Annotated in this window: 12 protein-coding genes; 9 read left to right on the forward strand and 3 right to left on the reverse strand. The window is 72.0% G+C overall.

Annotated features, from left to right (window positions below; translation table 11 throughout):
- Window position 1: 1 nt before the first annotated feature.
- From LPA41_RS19580 to LPA41_RS19590, 3 genes are all read right to left on the reverse strand, one after another.
- Window positions 2-868 (reverse strand): ABC transporter permease, encoded by an 867-nt coding sequence (locus LPA41_RS19580; protein ID WP_229072080.1) that lies wholly within the window; start codon window positions 866-868, stop codon window positions 2-4.
- Entirely contained in the window at window positions 861-1,775 is a 915-nt protein-coding gene (locus tag LPA41_RS19585; RefSeq protein ID WP_229072081.1) for an ABC transporter ATP-binding protein, read from the reverse strand. Before LPA41_RS19585 ends, LPA41_RS19580 begins: the two co-directional genes overlap by 8 nt.
- Window positions 1,776-1,864: 89 nt before the next feature.
- Entirely contained in the window at window positions 1,865-3,121 is a 1,257-nt protein-coding gene (locus LPA41_RS19590) for a glycosyl hydrolase (protein ID WP_229072082.1), read from the reverse strand.
- A 195-nt stretch (window positions 3,122-3,316) separates the two neighbouring features.
- Between LPA41_RS19590 and cysC the strand changes: the two genes are divergently transcribed.
- The 9 genes from cysC to LPA41_RS19635 all read left to right on the forward strand — a co-directional run bounded on the left by cysC (window position 3,317) and on the right by LPA41_RS19635 (window position 13,954).
- Entirely contained in the window at window positions 3,317-4,837 is a 1,521-nt protein-coding gene (gene cysC, locus LPA41_RS19595; protein ID WP_229072083.1) for an adenylyl-sulfate kinase, read from the forward strand.
- Between the two features lie 168 nt (window positions 4,838-5,005).
- Window positions 5,006-6,607, forward strand: a complete 1,602-nt coding sequence (locus LPA41_RS19600; RefSeq protein WP_229072084.1) for a lipopolysaccharide biosynthesis protein — start codon at window positions 5,006-5,008, stop codon at window positions 6,605-6,607.
- Complete coding sequence (locus tag LPA41_RS19605; protein ID WP_229072085.1) at window positions 6,604-7,974, forward strand: hypothetical protein; 1,371 nt, start codon at window positions 6,604-6,606, stop codon at window positions 7,972-7,974. Before LPA41_RS19600 ends, LPA41_RS19605 begins: the two co-directional genes overlap by 4 nt.
- The gene (locus LPA41_RS19610; RefSeq protein ID WP_229072086.1) at window positions 7,971-9,200 is read left to right on the forward strand and encodes a hypothetical protein; all 1,230 of its coding nucleotides are present in this window, start codon (window positions 7,971-7,973) and stop codon (window positions 9,198-9,200) included. The genes LPA41_RS19605 and LPA41_RS19610 overlap by 4 nt, the downstream gene beginning before the upstream one ends.
- 5 nt (window positions 9,201-9,205) lie before the next feature.
- Complete coding sequence (locus tag LPA41_RS19615; RefSeq protein ID WP_229072087.1) at window positions 9,206-10,084, forward strand: sulfotransferase; 879 nt, start codon at window positions 9,206-9,208, stop codon at window positions 10,082-10,084.
- Window positions 10,081-11,631 carry a lipopolysaccharide biosynthesis protein gene (locus LPA41_RS19620; protein WP_229072088.1) on the forward strand — a complete coding sequence of 517 codons (1,551 nt, stop codon included), beginning with the start codon at window positions 10,081-10,083 and terminating at the stop codon, window positions 11,629-11,631. The genes LPA41_RS19615 and LPA41_RS19620 overlap by 4 nt, the downstream gene beginning before the upstream one ends.
- Window positions 11,628-12,362, forward strand: a complete 735-nt coding sequence (locus LPA41_RS19625) for a class I SAM-dependent methyltransferase (RefSeq protein ID WP_229072089.1) — start codon at window positions 11,628-11,630, stop codon at window positions 12,360-12,362. Before LPA41_RS19620 ends, LPA41_RS19625 begins: the two co-directional genes overlap by 4 nt.
- Window positions 12,355-13,353 carry a glycosyl hydrolase gene (locus LPA41_RS19630; RefSeq protein ID WP_229072090.1) on the forward strand — a complete coding sequence of 333 codons (999 nt, stop codon included), beginning with the start codon at window positions 12,355-12,357 and terminating at the stop codon, window positions 13,351-13,353. The genes LPA41_RS19625 and LPA41_RS19630 overlap by 8 nt, the downstream gene beginning before the upstream one ends.
- A gap of 73 nt (window positions 13,354-13,426) precedes the next feature.
- Window positions 13,427-13,954, forward strand: coding sequence for a DUF4262 domain-containing protein (locus LPA41_RS19635; RefSeq protein ID WP_229072091.1), 528 nt, complete (start codon window positions 13,427-13,429; stop codon window positions 13,952-13,954).
- Window positions 13,955-13,996: the final 42 nt, after the last annotated feature.

The following is a 13,996-nucleotide window of genomic DNA, read 5'->3' on the forward strand; positions in this document are numbered from 1 at the left end:
GTCACAGCGCGGCCACCTTCCGGTATCGGGCGAGCAGCAGCAGGAGGCAGGCGGCGATCAGGCAGACCGCCTCGATGGCGTAGACCGGGCCGAAGCGGCCGATCGGCATCGACATCTCGCTGTCGCCGCCGGAGATCCAGTTGCCGACCCCGGCGATCAGGGTCATCGGGCTGGCCAGGCCGGCCAGGTGGTTCGCGGTCGTGGAGGTCAGGATGCTGAGCACACCCACCACCGGCGTGGTGATCAGGAAGACGGCGACGATGCCGCCGGCCGCGAACGCGCGCTTACCGGTCAGCGACGCGACGAGCAGGCCGATGCTGCTGAACAGCAGTGCCCAGAGCAGGCTGTAACCCCAGCCGGGGGCGAGGTCGAGGAATTCGTTCCACACCCCGGAGGCGCCGGTCTTCGTGGTGAAGGCGGCACCCAGGAACATGATCAGCTGCGGTACGCCGAGCAGCAGCCAGACCGCGGTGACCATGGCAGCGAACTTGGCGCCCACGTAGTCGGCGGCGCGTAGCGGCCGGCTGAAGTAGAGCGGCAGGGTGCCGGACCGGATGTCCCGGGACAGCAGTTCGGGCGCCAGGATCGCGACGAAGAAGATGACCAGCCAGGACATCTGGTCGTCGTACTCGACGTAGGTGAAGATCACCTGGTCGAGCTGGGACCGGACGGCCGCCAGGATCACGGCGACCAGCAGCATGATGCCGGCCACCAGCCAGGGGAAGATCTTCGCCTTGGCCGAGCGGCCGAAGCCGAACGCGGCGCGCAGGCCGTGGATGTAGAGCGCGAGAAAGCTCGCGCCCCGGCCCAGCCGCACCCCCTCGTAGCGCTGGTACCCGATGTCATGGATGACGCCGGTGTCAGACATCGACGGTCTCCTTCGCGGTGAAGAGCTCGGCGACGCGGTGCCGGCGCTGGTCCAGGCGGTGCAGGGAGAGATCGAGATCGGTCACGGCCCGCAGGATCCGGTCGTAGGTGGCGTCCGAGTCCATCGGCACGAGCAGCAGCCGACCGTCCCGGGTCACCGTCATGCCCGCCTGGGTGAGTGCGGCGGCCAGTTCGTCCGTACCGTCGCTGACCTCGACCGCGAGGACCTCGAAGGCCTCGGTCATGCTCGAGATGCGGTCGGCGCGAAGCAGCCGCCCGCCCTCGATGGCGATGAGCGAGTCACAGATCCGCTCGACCTCGCCGAGCAGGTGCGAACAGACGACGACGGAGATGCCGAACTCGGTGCCGATGCGGTGCACCAGCGCCAGCATGGCGTCGCGGCCCGCCGGGTCGAGGCCGTTCGTCGGCTCGTCGAGCAGCAGCAGGTCGGGGTCGTGCACCAGCGCCTGGGCCAGCTTGACCCGCTGCTTCATGCCGGTCGAGTAGCCGCCGATCTGCCGGTAGCGCTCCTCGTAGAGGCCGACGTGGCGCAGCGCTTCGGAGGCCCGTTCGCGCGCCGCGGTGCGCGGCAGCCCGCTCATCCGGCCCAGGTGGGTGACGAACTCGGAGGCGGAGACGTCCTGTGGCAGGCAGTCGTTCTCCGGCATGTATCCGACGCGCGCCCGGACCTGGTCGGTCTGGACGACGGGGTCCAGGTCGAAGACCCGGACCGAGCCCGAGCTGGGCGCGATCAGGCCCAGCATGATTTTGATGAAGGTGCTCTTGCCGGCGCCGTTGGCGCCGACGAGCCCGATGACTCCGGCGTCGACGGCGACGGTCAGGTCGGCGAGGGCGGTCACCCCGCCCCCGTACGTCTTCGTCAGCGCCTGCGTAGCGATGATGGTCACGGCCTCAGCCTAGAAAGGCGCCGCACCCCACGGATCCGGAAGTAACCCTGAGGGGCTCTCAGGGTCTCTCAGGCTCCTCACAGGAAACGTCAGCGTCCGACCGACACCTGGAACACGGGCAGCTTGCCCAGTTTGCGGTATTCGTGCAGCGCCGCCGGCGTGCTGTCCACCGACGAGTTCTGCCCCTTGTGGTTGTGCGGCGTCTCGAAGTGCACCATCGCCTTGATGCCCGGGTAGCGGGTGATGCCCCGGCCCACCTCCCGGTAGAAGCGGGCCATGTGACCCGGGTTGCGCTTGGAGAACCAGACACCCCACTCGGCGACCATCACGGGTTTGCCGGGGTGCCGGGCGCGCACCCAGTTGTAGAAACCGGGCCACCCCGGCTTGCTCGCCGACCGGCGGTTGAGCAGTTCTTCAAAGCCGCCGTGGCCGTAACCGGGGTCGCTGTAGGAGTACGTGTCGAACCCGATCCAGTCGACCACGTCGTTGCCCGGGTACATCTGGGTGAACCAGCTCTTCGTGGTGTGCGGGACGTACGCCATGTGGATCAGCACGGTGACCACGTTGTGCGCGCCCCGGGCCCGCAGCCGCTTCACCACGTGCCGGAACATCGCGGCGTAGTCACGGGCGGTGTAGCCGGAGCCGGGCCGCTCGCGTACCTGATCCTCGGCCTCGTGGTGGATCGCGAAGAAGAACCGCTCGCGGTAGTTCTCGCGCAGGTGCGCCGCGAGCCGGTCGATGAACGCGTCGGTGCGCCGGTCGCCGCGGGCGATCCGGGCCCAGGTGGTGCTCTCCGGCTTCCAGTTGAGCAGCAGGATCCGCTCGCGGCCCTTCTCCCGGGAGATCCTGATCTCCTGCTCGGTCGGGAAGACGCCGTTGATGCCGCGGTGGTAGGCGTGGAACACCGCCTGGTGCCGGCCGGTCTTGCGCTCGAACTCGCGCAGTGCCTGCAGGCCGCGGGCCTCGGTCTTCGCGCCGGGCGCCACACCCCAGAGCACGCCGCAGGTGGGCACCAGCTTGGCGCCGGTGCGGCAGCGCCGGCGCTCGGCACGGTCACTGTTCGCCGCGTGCCGCGCGGGGACCACGCCGGGCATCCGGCCGGCGGACCCGCGCAGCACCGGCTCCCGGAACACGTCACCGGCGGGGCCGGACAGCGGCGCGAGCGCGCCGGGCAGTGGCGCGGCGGTCGACGGCGCGGCGACGGTCGGGTCGCCGTACGGCTCGTCGTGGAGGCCGAACCGGTCGGGACCGCCGGTCCACACCCAGGCGAGGGTGGCCGTCACCGACATGACGAAAGCCATGCTCAGTGCGGCCGGCCGGAGGAGCCGGGATCGGTTGGTTTTCACAAACAGGCAGTATCAAAGGATCATCGCGCATTGTCCAGAAAAGACACGTTTTAAGGTACTTTGTAGTTGAGTCGTTTTATACGCGTCCGGACCGGGTGTCGGAAAGAAGATCCGTAGAAGAGACCGAGCCCGTCTCGACCCACTGGATCGAGGCTGCGAAACTGTCCCCCCAATCTGCTGCAGGGGGATGCGAAGGTGAATGGTTCGGTACTGCCCGAGGACGTGTTGCGGGACGCGCCGTCCTTCACGCCGCGCCCGTACGAGCTTGCGGACCTGGAGCTGCTGCTCTCCGGGGCATACACACCACTGACCGGGTTCCTGGGCCGGGCCGATCTGACGTCGCTGGCCCGCACCGGCCGGCTCGCCGGCGGCATGCCGTGGCCGGTCCCGGTGACGCTGGAGGTCCCCGGCGAACTGGCACAGACGCTGGATCCGGCCGATCCGCGGCGGCGCACGGTCGTGCTGACCGACCCGGAGGGCGCGCCGGTCGCCGCGATCGAGGTGACCGACGTCTGGCAGACGGGCGTCAACCGGTTCGGCGTCGGCGGCCCGGTGCGCCGGATGGGCGACGGCGGGCACGGCCCGTTCCAGCGCCTGCGCCGTACCCCCGAGGAAGTGACCGCGCTGCTCCCGCCGGGCCGGGTGCTCGGCGTGATCGCCGACCGGCCGCTGCATCGGCCGCAACTGGCGCAGATCGCGCACGCCGCACGCACCCTCGCGGCGCACCTGCTGATCCTCATCCCGGTGAGCGGGCCCGGCCCGGACGGCCTGCCACCCGAGTCACTCGTCCGCTCGGTCTTCGCGGCCCGGGACCGGATGCCCCCGGCCACCGTGGTAGCGGTGCCGCTGCTCACCCGCGGCGACGAGATGCGCGACGCGCTGCTGCGCGCCCGGGTGGCCCAGGCGTACGGGGTGACCCACGTCCTGTCCACCGTCGAGACGCTCTCCGGCGCCGGGCTGCGTGTGCTCGTCCCGCGCGAGCTGGCCTACGACAACCGGGACGGGCAGTGGCGCTGGCGCGACGACATCCCGCCGCGCAACCGCCGCCTCGCGATGACCCCGGCCGAGATCGACGACCTGCTGGACCGCGGTTTCCCGCTGCCCGAGTGGCACACCCCGCCGGCCGTCGCCAAGGAGCTGGCACACATCCGCCCGCCACGCCGGCACCGGGGGCTGGTGGTCTTCTTCACCGGCCTCTCCGGGTCCGGCAAGTCGACGATCGCGCGCAACCTGGCCGACGCCATGCGGGAGAACGGCGAGCGGACCATCACCCTGCTCGACGGCGACGTGGTGCGCCGGGAGCTGACCGCCGGGCTGGGCTTCAGCAAGGCCGACCGGGACCGCAACGTGCGCCGGATCGGCTGGGTCGCGGCCGAGGTGGGCCGGCACCGGGGCATGGCGGTGTGCTGTCCGATCGCGCCCTACGAGGCGGCCCGGGCGGCGGCCCGGCGGATGGCGATGGAGGCCGGTGCCGGGTTCGTCCTGGTGCACGTCGCCACCCCGCTGGAGGTCTGTGAGCGGCGGGACCGCAAGGGCCTCTACGCGCGGGCCAGGGCCGGTCAGCTGCGTGGCATGACCGGGATCGACGACCCGTACGAGGTGCCCGTCAACCCCGAACTGACCATCGACACCACCACGATGACCGTGCCCGAGGCGGTCGACGTGGTCCTCAACCACCTGGTGGAGAACGGCTGGGTGGAGCCCAAACTGACGTAGCCCCATCACTCGCGGCGGGAGTGCGGCGTTTACCCCCCTGGGGCGAAACGCCCGAAACACTCCTATACCCGGAAGGGCCGCCGAACTCTGATGGAAGCGTCTCGCCCTGCGTCCGCCGATGTCACCCAATACCTCGGAGCATTCCGCCGGCACTGGTGGATCGCCCTGGTGGCCACGGGGGCGGGCCTGAGCGCGGGCGCCGGCCTCACGCAGGCCATGCCCAAGGTGTACGAATCGTCGACCTCGGTCCTCGTACAGTCCGTCGACCAGGACACCAACGCCCAGGGTGGCCGCACCAAGGGTGCGGTGAACCTGGACACCGAGGCACAGCTGGTGGGCTCCGGTGCGGTGGCCGTGAAGGCCGCCGCGCTGCTGCGCTCCGGAGTGTCCCCGGTCGAACTGGCCCGCTCGGTGTCGGTGCAGGTGCCGGCGAACACCACGGTCCTGGTGATCACGTTCCAGGCCGACAAGCCGGAGGCGGCCCAGTACGGGTCGCACGCGTTCGCCGAGGCCTACCTGCGCAACCGTGAGGAGACCGCGCGGGCGCAGCTGGACAAGCAGATCAGTTCGCTGAACCTTAAGGTCAAGCAGCTGACCGGCGCGCTCACCGGGATCAACGCGAGACTGGCCGCGGCCGCGCCGGGCAGCTCCACCGAGAGCAACCTGCTGAGCCTGCGGAACAACTCGCAGAACCAGCTGAACTCGCTGACCGGCCGGCTCAACGAGCTGACCACCACCATGGTCGGCGGCGGCAGCATCATCAGCGACGCCCGCCTGCCGGAGCGTCCGACCAGCCCGAACACCCTGCTCAACGTGGGTACCGGCGGCATGATCGGGCTCCTGCTCGGTCTCGGCCTGGCCTACCTGCGGGAACGGTTCGACAGGCGGCTCGTCACCGCGGCCGACGTCCGCGACCGGGGCCGGGTTCCGGTGCTGGCCGCGCTCGACGACCGCAGCACCCCGCACTTCGACGACGTGGTCCAGCCGTACGGGCCGGGCGGCCGGGTCTTCAACCGGCTCCGCAACGAGGTGCTCGCCAGCCTGCGGGACGGCGACCAGATCATCGTGGTCACCGGGACCAGCCGGGGATCGGCGAGCACGCTCGTCGCCGCGAACCTGGCGGCCGCGCTGGCCCGTACCGGAAGCGATGTGGTCCTGATCGGGGCGCACCTGCCGGACAGTGTCGTGGACGCCGCGCCGCTGGCGCGGATGCTCGGGGTCTCCGCCGTGCCCGGCCTCTCCGACCTGCTCGCCGGGCGGGTCTCGCTGGTGCACGCGTTGCAGCGCACGCCGCGCATCCCGTCGCTGCGGGTGATCACCACCGGTGGTGCCGCCACCGCCGCCGGGCTGATGCAGTCGCAGCGGCTCAAGGACACCCTGGCGTCGCTGCGGCGGCAGAGCGGGTACGTGGTGATCGAGGCACCGTCGACGAGCAGCAGTGCCGACGCGCAGAGCCTGGCCAGTCTCGCCGACGCGGCCATCCTCGCGGTCGAGCTGCGCCGCTCCACGCGGCCCGCCCTGCTGGACGCCGGCGAGCAGTTGCAGCGGGTCGGCACCCGGCTGCTCGGCGCCGTGGTGATGCCCCGGCTCGCGCCGGTGCGCCCGAGCGACGTGGTGGCCCCGGCGGTCACCCTCGCACCGCACGCGGCCGAGGAACACACCCAGAGGCTCCAGTTCGCCGGTTCGCCGCGCCAGCGCCCGGCCGAGGGTGTGACCGACGAGACCGCCGTCATCGAGAAGATCACCAGCGCGGACGGCGACGAGAAATGACAGCGGTCGCCCCGGCGATCCCCGTCGCCGGACCGGCCAACCGCAGCGCCAAGAACCGCTCCCTGCCGGCCTGGCCGGTCGCCGGCATCCTGCTGCTCTACCCGCTCTGGTGGGCGCTCGGTCTCGGCGTGCTGATCTTCCCGCTGATGGCGGTGCCGATGCTGTTCCTGCTGGTCCGCCGGCGCACGGCCGGGCGGCCGCTGCGGCTGCCACCCGGCTTCGCGTGGTGGGCGATCTTCCTCATCGCGGTGGTGGTGAGCATCGCCGCCCTGGGCGCGGACCCGGCGGGCACGGTGGTGGAGCGGGCGAGCAGCCGGCTGCCGGCCGTCGTCTACAAGCTGTCGATGTACGCGTCCCTGACCGTCCTGCTGGTCTACGCCGGCAACCTGACCGAGGTGGAACTCTCCCGGCACCGGCTGGTGCGCCTGCTCGGCGGCATGTTCGTGCTGACCGTCGCGGGCGGCCTGCTCGGCATGGTGGCCGGGACCTTCGAGTTCACCTCGCCGGTGGAGTGGCTGCTTCCCTCGGGGGTGCGGAACAAGGGGTTCGTGCGGTCGCTGGTGCACCCGTACGCCGCGCAGATCATGGACCTGGTCGGCGGCGAGAAGCCCCGGCCGGCCGCGCCCTGGGGCTACACCAACACCTGGGGCAACAACTTCTGCCTGCTCGTCGGCTTCCTGCTGGTGGCGGCATGGGCGAGCCGCTCGGCCGGTAAGAAGGCGCTGGCGATGCTCTGCCTGGTCGTCTCGATCGTGCCGGCGGTGGCCTCGCTCAACCGGGGCCTCTGGATCGGCATCGGCGTGCTCGTCGTCTACGTGGCGATCCGTCTCGTGCTGGCCGGCCGCCTCTGGATCATCGGGGCGGTGCTCGTCGCGGCCGGCACGCTGACCGCCGCCCTGGTCGCCACCCCGCTCGGCGGCACCGTGCAGGCCCGGCTCGACAACGGCAAGTCCAACGGAGTCCGCTCGTTCCTGATCGAGAAGGCGATCGACGGCTTCGCCGCGTCCCCGGTGATCGGTTACGGCGGTACCCGCAACACCCTCGGCGGCCGCAACTCGATCACGGTCGGGGAGAGCGCGGGCTGCGAGCGGTGCGGCAACTTCACGGTCGGCGGCAACGGGCAGCTCTGGCAGCTGCTCTACGCGCACGGCGCGGCCGGCACGGTGGGATATCTCGGCTTCTTCGGGTACGGGCTGTGGCGCTTCCGCCGCGACCGGACCGCGATCGGGGTGGCCGCGAGCGGAGCCATCGTCACCTCGTTCTCGGCGATGCTCTGGTACAACTCGCTGGTCACCCCCCTGGCCTTCATGGTTCTGGCGTATGCGCTGCTCTGGCGCAACTGGCTCGAGGGGAAGGACAACGAATGAGTCCGGTCAAGACCGCGCCCGCGGAACTCACCGCCGACGACGCGGCCCTGCGGACCCGATACCTCGCCGAAGTGCTCGGTCAGCTCTACCCGGCACCGTGCGACACCGGCGGTGGGCCGGGACCGGTGGTGGCCGAGTACCTGGTCGTGCCGAACGCGCGCCGGCCACGCCTGCTGGTGCCGACCCTGAACCCGGCGGTCGCCGCGGCCGCCGTCCGCCGGTACGCGGAACCCCAATCCCGCCTGGCCCGGCTCAAGCGCGACGCCGTGGTCGCCGCCGTGCACACCCGCACCACCGGGCTGCTCTTCCGCGACCGGATCCGGGTGACCGGGCCCGCCTCGGCCGGCATCGACGGGTACCTGAGCGACGCGCTGCGCCGGGACCTGGCCGTGAGCATCCACATCGGGCCGGCGCGGGCCAACCGCAAACCGGTGCTGCAGCTGCTCAGCACCGACGGCGACACGTTCGCGTTCGGCAAGCTCGGCACCGGCCCGCTGACCCGGAGCCTGGTCAAGGCCGAGACCGCGGCACTCACCACGCTCGCCACCAGCAACCTGAGCAAGCTGGCCGTGCCGGTGGTGCTGCACGCCGGGCAGTGGCGCGACTCCGAGGTGCTGATCCAGTCGGCGCTGCCGGTCTGGCTCCCCCGGGCGCCGCTGACCCCCCGCCGGCTCACCGCCGCGATGCTCGACGTGGCCGGCTGCCGCGGGTTCACCAGCGGGCCGCTGACCGGCAGCGGGTACTGGCAGGAACTCCAGGCGCGGCTCGGCGCCGTGGCGGACCGGCCGGAGGGCGCCGGGCTGGCGGCCGCCGTGGGTGTGCTTGCCGCGCACTCCGGCGACACCACGCTGCGGTACGGCGCGTGGCACGGCGACTGGGCGCCGTGGAACATGGCGAACGTCGAGGGCTCCCTGCTGGTGTGGGACTGGGAACGGTTCGCCACCGGGGTGCCGCTCGGCTTCGACGCGGTGCACCACGAGCTGCAGACCCGCATCCAGTCCACCGGGGACGCCCGGGCCGCGGTGGAGGCGACCGTACGCCGCAGCGACGAACTCCTGGCCCCGTTCGGCGTCGCGCCGGTGTCCCGGGAGATCACCGCGCTGCTGTACCTGGTCGACCTGGCCGTCCGTTACCTGACCGACCGGCAGGCGGAGGCCGGTGCGCGGCTCGGCGTGCTCGGCACGTGGCTGCTGCCGGTGCTGATCCGCCGCGTAGAGGAGCTCTAGAGACCATGGACGTACGCAAGTTGCCCGCCCCGATGAAGCGGGTGGTGCACCTGGGCTCCCGCTCCTACGGCCGGCTCACCGCGGAGAACCGGATGCTGCCGTCGTTCCTGATCTGCGGCGGTCAGCGATGCGGCACCACCTCCCTCTACCGCGCACTGGCCGCGCACCCCGTGGTGCTCAAGGCCGTGCTGCACAAGGGCGTGCACTACTTCGACACCGCGTACCACCGCGGGCTCGACTGGTACCGCGCGCATTTCCCGCTGCTGCGCAGTGCGGAGAAGGTGGCCGAGCGGTACGGGGTGCCGGCGCGCACCTTCGAATCCAGCCCGTACTACATGTACCACCCGCAGGCGGCCGCCCGGATCGCCCGCGACCTGCCGTACGCCCGGCTCATCGTGCTGGTCCGTGACCCGGTCGAACGGGCGTACTCGCAGCACCACCACGAGGTGGCCCGCGCCTACGAGTCGGAACGTGACTTCGGCGCGGCCCTCGCGCTGGAACCGGCCCGGCTGCACCGCCAGGAGGAACGGCTCGCCGAGGACCCCGCCTACTACAGCTTCGCCCACCAGCACCACGCCTACCGGGGCCGCGGCGAGTACGCCCGCTACCTGGGCGTGATGGCGCAGCACGTCGGCCGGGAACGCATCCACGTGGTGGAGAGCGAGCGCTTCTTCACCGACCCGGAACCGGTCTACGACGAGATCTGCGACTTCCTCGGCCTGCCCACCGACCTGCCGCGCCCGCCGTTCGAGCGGCACAACGCCCGGCCCCGGACCAGCGACATGGACCCCGGTCTGCGGCGTGAGCTGCAGGCCTACTACCAGTCGCACGACGAGGCGCTGGCCAGCTGGCTCGGGCACACCCCGATCTGGCGCCGCACGTGACCACGACCACCCTGCCCGCGGGCCCGGACCGGGCGGCCCGCGGCGCCGCCCGTGGCGGGCTCGCGAACATGGCCGGCTCGGCGCTGGCCGGCGGGACCGGAGTGGTGGTCACCTGGGTGGTCGCGCGCACCCTCGGCGCCGAGCAGGCCGGCGCCTTCTTCGCCGCCACGGCCGCGTTCGTGCTGGCCGGCGGCCTGGCGAAGCTGGGCACCAACACCGGGCTGGTCTACTGGCCGGCCCGGCTGCGGGCCACCGGGCGCAGCCACCTGCTCGGCGCCTGCCTGCGCACCGGCATCCCACCGGTGGCGGTGTTCTCCCTGGTGCTGGCGGCGGCGATGTGGACGGCGGCGCCGGCGATCGCCCGGCTGACCGCCGGCGAGTCGCCGCACCTGGTCACCGAGCACGCCGCCGGCCTGCGGGTCCTCGCCGTCTTCCTGCCGGCGCAGGCCCTGACCGACGTGCTGCTCACGGTGACCCGCGGCTACCGGGCCATGCGGCCGACCGTGCTGCTCGACAAGGTGCTGCGCAGCGGGCTGCAACTGGTGGCCGTCAGCGCGGCCGGGGTGGCCACCCTCTGGCTGGCGGCCTCACTGCCGGTCTTCGCGCTGGCCTGGGCGGCGCCGTACCTGCCGGTGGCGATCCTGGCGGGGTGGGCCGCGCGGTCCGCGTACCTCAGTCATCGCCCGCCCGGAGTGACCACCCGCCCGGAGGAACGCCGCCGCCTGCGCCGCGAGTTCTGGCGCTTCACCGGGCCGCGCGCCCTCGCGGCGGTCGCCCAGCTCGCCCTGCAACGGGTGGACGTGCTGCTGGTGGCCGCCCTCGGCGGGCTCGCCCCGGCCGCGGTCTACGCGGTCGCCGGCCGGTTCGTGGTGCTGATCCAGTTCGCCAACCAGGGCCTGTCACAGTCGGTGCAGCCGCGGCTCGCCGAGGCGCTGAGCACCGGCGACTCCGCCGCCGCGAACCGGCTCTACCAGACCGCCACCGGCTGGCTGGTGCTCGTCACCTGGCCGATCAACCTGCTCGTGATCGCCTGCGCGCCCTGGTACCTGCGGCTCTTCGGCGCCGAGTACGCCGCCGGCCGCCCGGTGGTCCTGGTGCTGGCCGGCGCGATGCTGGTGGCCACCGGCTGCGGGATGGTCGACATGGTGCTGGCGATGGCCGGCCGCACCTCGATGAACCTGGGCAACGTGCTCGTCGCGCTGGTCGTGATGGTCGGCCTCGACCTGCTGCTGATCCCGCGCCACGGTGCGCTCGGCGCGGCCGTCGCACTGGCCAGCGCCGTGGTCGTGAACAACCTGCTGCCGCTCGCCCAGGTGCACCGCAGCACCGGGCTGCACCCGTTCGGCACCGGCACCCGGGCCGCCGCGCTGCTGTCGCTCGGCTGCTTCGGCGTGCTGCCCGCGGCGGTCACCGCGCTCGCCGGACCGGCCGGTCTGGCACCGGCGCTGGCCGTCGCCGCACCCGCCTACTGCGCGGGGGCCTGGCTGCTGCGCCGCGAGCTGGGCCTCGCCGCCTTCGCCCGACGATCTCACTTGGAGGAGAGTTGACAAGCGAGTACACCGAGGTGTTCCAGGACGCCGCCGCGGTCGAGAAGTACGAGAACGTGACGTACGCACCGGACAGCTACGCGTCCCGGATCAGCGACCGGCAGCGGGACTACCTGCGGTCCCTCGTGCGCCGCGAGTTCACCGAGCACCCGCCGGTGCACCACGACTTCGCGTGCGGAACCGGCCGGGCGATCCGAGCCCTGCACGGACTGGTCCGGGAGGCGCACGGGTACGACACGTCGGCCGAGATGATGGCCAAGGCGGCCGACGTGGGCTCCCGGGCGTACTGGCACCAGGTCCCGATGGACGGCCCGGTGCCCACCCCGGTGCCCGCCGGCTTCCCGGCGCTGGTCACCATCTTCCGGCTCCTGCTCAACGTCGACGACGGGGTACGCGACCGCGCCCTCGCGTTCGCCGCCAAGGCCCTGCCGCACCGCGGGTCGGGCCTGCTGGTCGTGGAGAACCACGGCAACGCCGGCTCGCTGCGGCACCTGCGCGCCCGCAAGCACGACGGCGAACGCTGGTTCGCCGAGCTCTCCCACGAGCAGGTGGCGGGACTGCTGGCCCGGCACGGCTTCGAGATCGTCGAGCGGCGCGGCTTCTCGATGCTCACCCCGTCGCTGCACGAGAGCCGGACGGCGCGGATCGCGGACGCGGCGGCCCGCCGGCTGCCCGGCACGGACGGGTACGCGGTGAACGTCCTCTACACCGCGCGGCGGGTCCATGCGTAAGGTCGTCGTCGCCGTCACCGCCACCGCCCTGTTGCTGCTGACCGGCTGCACCGAGGACCGGCGCAAGGAACCCGCGCCGGCGCGGCCGCCCGACCTGAGCAGCCCACCGCGGGCCGTCGCGGTGAACGCCGGGCCGTTCCGGGCCGGCCCGTTCGAACCGCCGGAGAAGGGCGCCTACGTCGGCGCCTGGATCAAGCCGGACGAGTTGACCCACGTCGGCCGGATCAGCGCGGTCGGCGGGCTCGAGCAGTCGCTGGGCCGGCGGCTGGACTTCATCAACACGTACCGCCGGTTCGACCAGATGATGGGCACACCGTCCGACAAGGAGTTCCTGTCGCAGGGCGCCAACCTCATGATCAGCTGGGCGACCGGCGACAACCGCTCCATCCTGGCCGGCGACCACGACAAGATGATCCGCAAGCAGGCCCGGTCGATCCGCCGGATCAAGCAGCCGGTGATGCTGCGGATGCGCTGGGAGATGGACCGGCCGAACCTGCGGGCCACCATGTGGTCCGGCGCCGACTACGTCGCGGCCTGGAAGTACGTGCGGAACATCTTCCGGCAGGAACGGACCACCAACGTGTCCTGGGTGTGGTGCCCGACCGCCGAGGGCTTCGTCCGCGGCGACGCGCCGGAGTTCTACCCCGGCGACGATCAGGTGGACTGGACCTGTGTGGACGTCTACGCCGGCGCGCAGTTCCAGCCGATCGGCACCCTGATGGGCCCGTTCCTGGACTGGGCGGCGCAACGGCCCAAGCCGATCGTGATCGGGGAGTTCGGGGTGGCGAAGGTGTGGGGGTCGGCGGGCCGGGCGGCGTGGCTCGCCGACGCCGAGCGGACCTTCAAGGCGAACCCGCAGATCAAGGCGGTCGCCTACTTCGAGTCCAACCCGGAACGGAACAAGCCGAACCAGCATTTCCAGCTCAGCGGCGACAAGCCGGCGTTCGACGCCTTCCACACGATGGTGAAGGACCCCTACTTCAACCCTTGATCATCTAAAAGTGTCGTACACCTGTTTCAAGATGGCACGGTAATCCCGAACCTCACTGGCGGGGGTGCCACCGATGGACCTCGACGACTTCTTCGAGGAACAGAGCAGGCTGATCGACAAATACGGGTGGACCGTCGTCCACGTCGAGCCGACCGAGGAGGACCCGCCCGACACGTCGCCGTTCGGCTACACGGTCGGCCTGACCGGCTTCGGCCACCCCGAGGTGGCCGTCGCGGGCGTCCCGCTCGACCTCACCGGCGCCCTGCTCAACGGGGCAGCCGCGCGGGTCCTGCGGGACGCCGGCGAGCCGCTGCGCCACGGCCGCCGGGTCAGCGGCCTGGTCGCCGGTCACGACCTGCTGGTGGTGGCCGGCGAGCCGACCGACGAGATCTTCCCCGGCTCGGCCTACTACCGCTACGGCGAGGACCGGGTCCGCCTGCGCCAACTGGTCTGGCCCGACCCGGCGGGGCGCTTCCCCTGGCAGGCGGGCTACGCGGCCGAGCAGTGGCCGCAGCCGACGATCGGGGTGGCGAGCCTGGGTCCGGCCCGCCGCTGCGCCGGGTTCCGCGGCTTCCCGCGCGGCCGCACCCGTGTCTCCTGAGCCGGCCGCGCGGCGGCACTTCCCGGCGCGGGCTCCGCCGCG

This window comes from Actinoplanes sp. DH11 (genome assembly GCF_020873875.1).
In the GTDB taxonomy this organism is placed as follows: domain Bacteria; phylum Actinomycetota; class Actinomycetes; order Mycobacteriales; family Micromonosporaceae; genus Actinoplanes.

What these genes read in the sequence shown, in the direction of transcription:
- LPA41_RS19635 (WP_229072091.1), top strand. Translation starts at nt 13,427, where the DNA reads ATGGACCTCGACGACTTCTTCGAGGAACAGAGCAGGCTGATCGACAAA.
- LPA41_RS19615 (WP_229072087.1), top strand. Translation starts at nt 9,206, where the DNA reads ATGGACGTACGCAAGTTGCCCGCCCCGATGAAGCGGGTGGTGCACCTG.
- LPA41_RS19605 (WP_229072085.1), top strand. Translation starts at nt 6,604, where the DNA reads ATGACAGCGGTCGCCCCGGCGATCCCCGTCGCCGGACCGGCCAACCGC.
- LPA41_RS19630 (WP_229072090.1), top strand. Translation starts at nt 12,355, where the DNA reads ATGCGTAAGGTCGTCGTCGCCGTCACCGCCACCGCCCTGTTGCTGCTG.
- LPA41_RS19580 (WP_229072080.1), bottom strand. Translation starts at nt 868, where the DNA reads ATGTCTGACACCGGCGTCATCCATGACATCGGGTACCAGCGCTACGAG.
- LPA41_RS19610 (WP_229072086.1), top strand. Translation starts at nt 7,971, where the DNA reads ATGAGTCCGGTCAAGACCGCGCCCGCGGAACTCACCGCCGACGACGCG.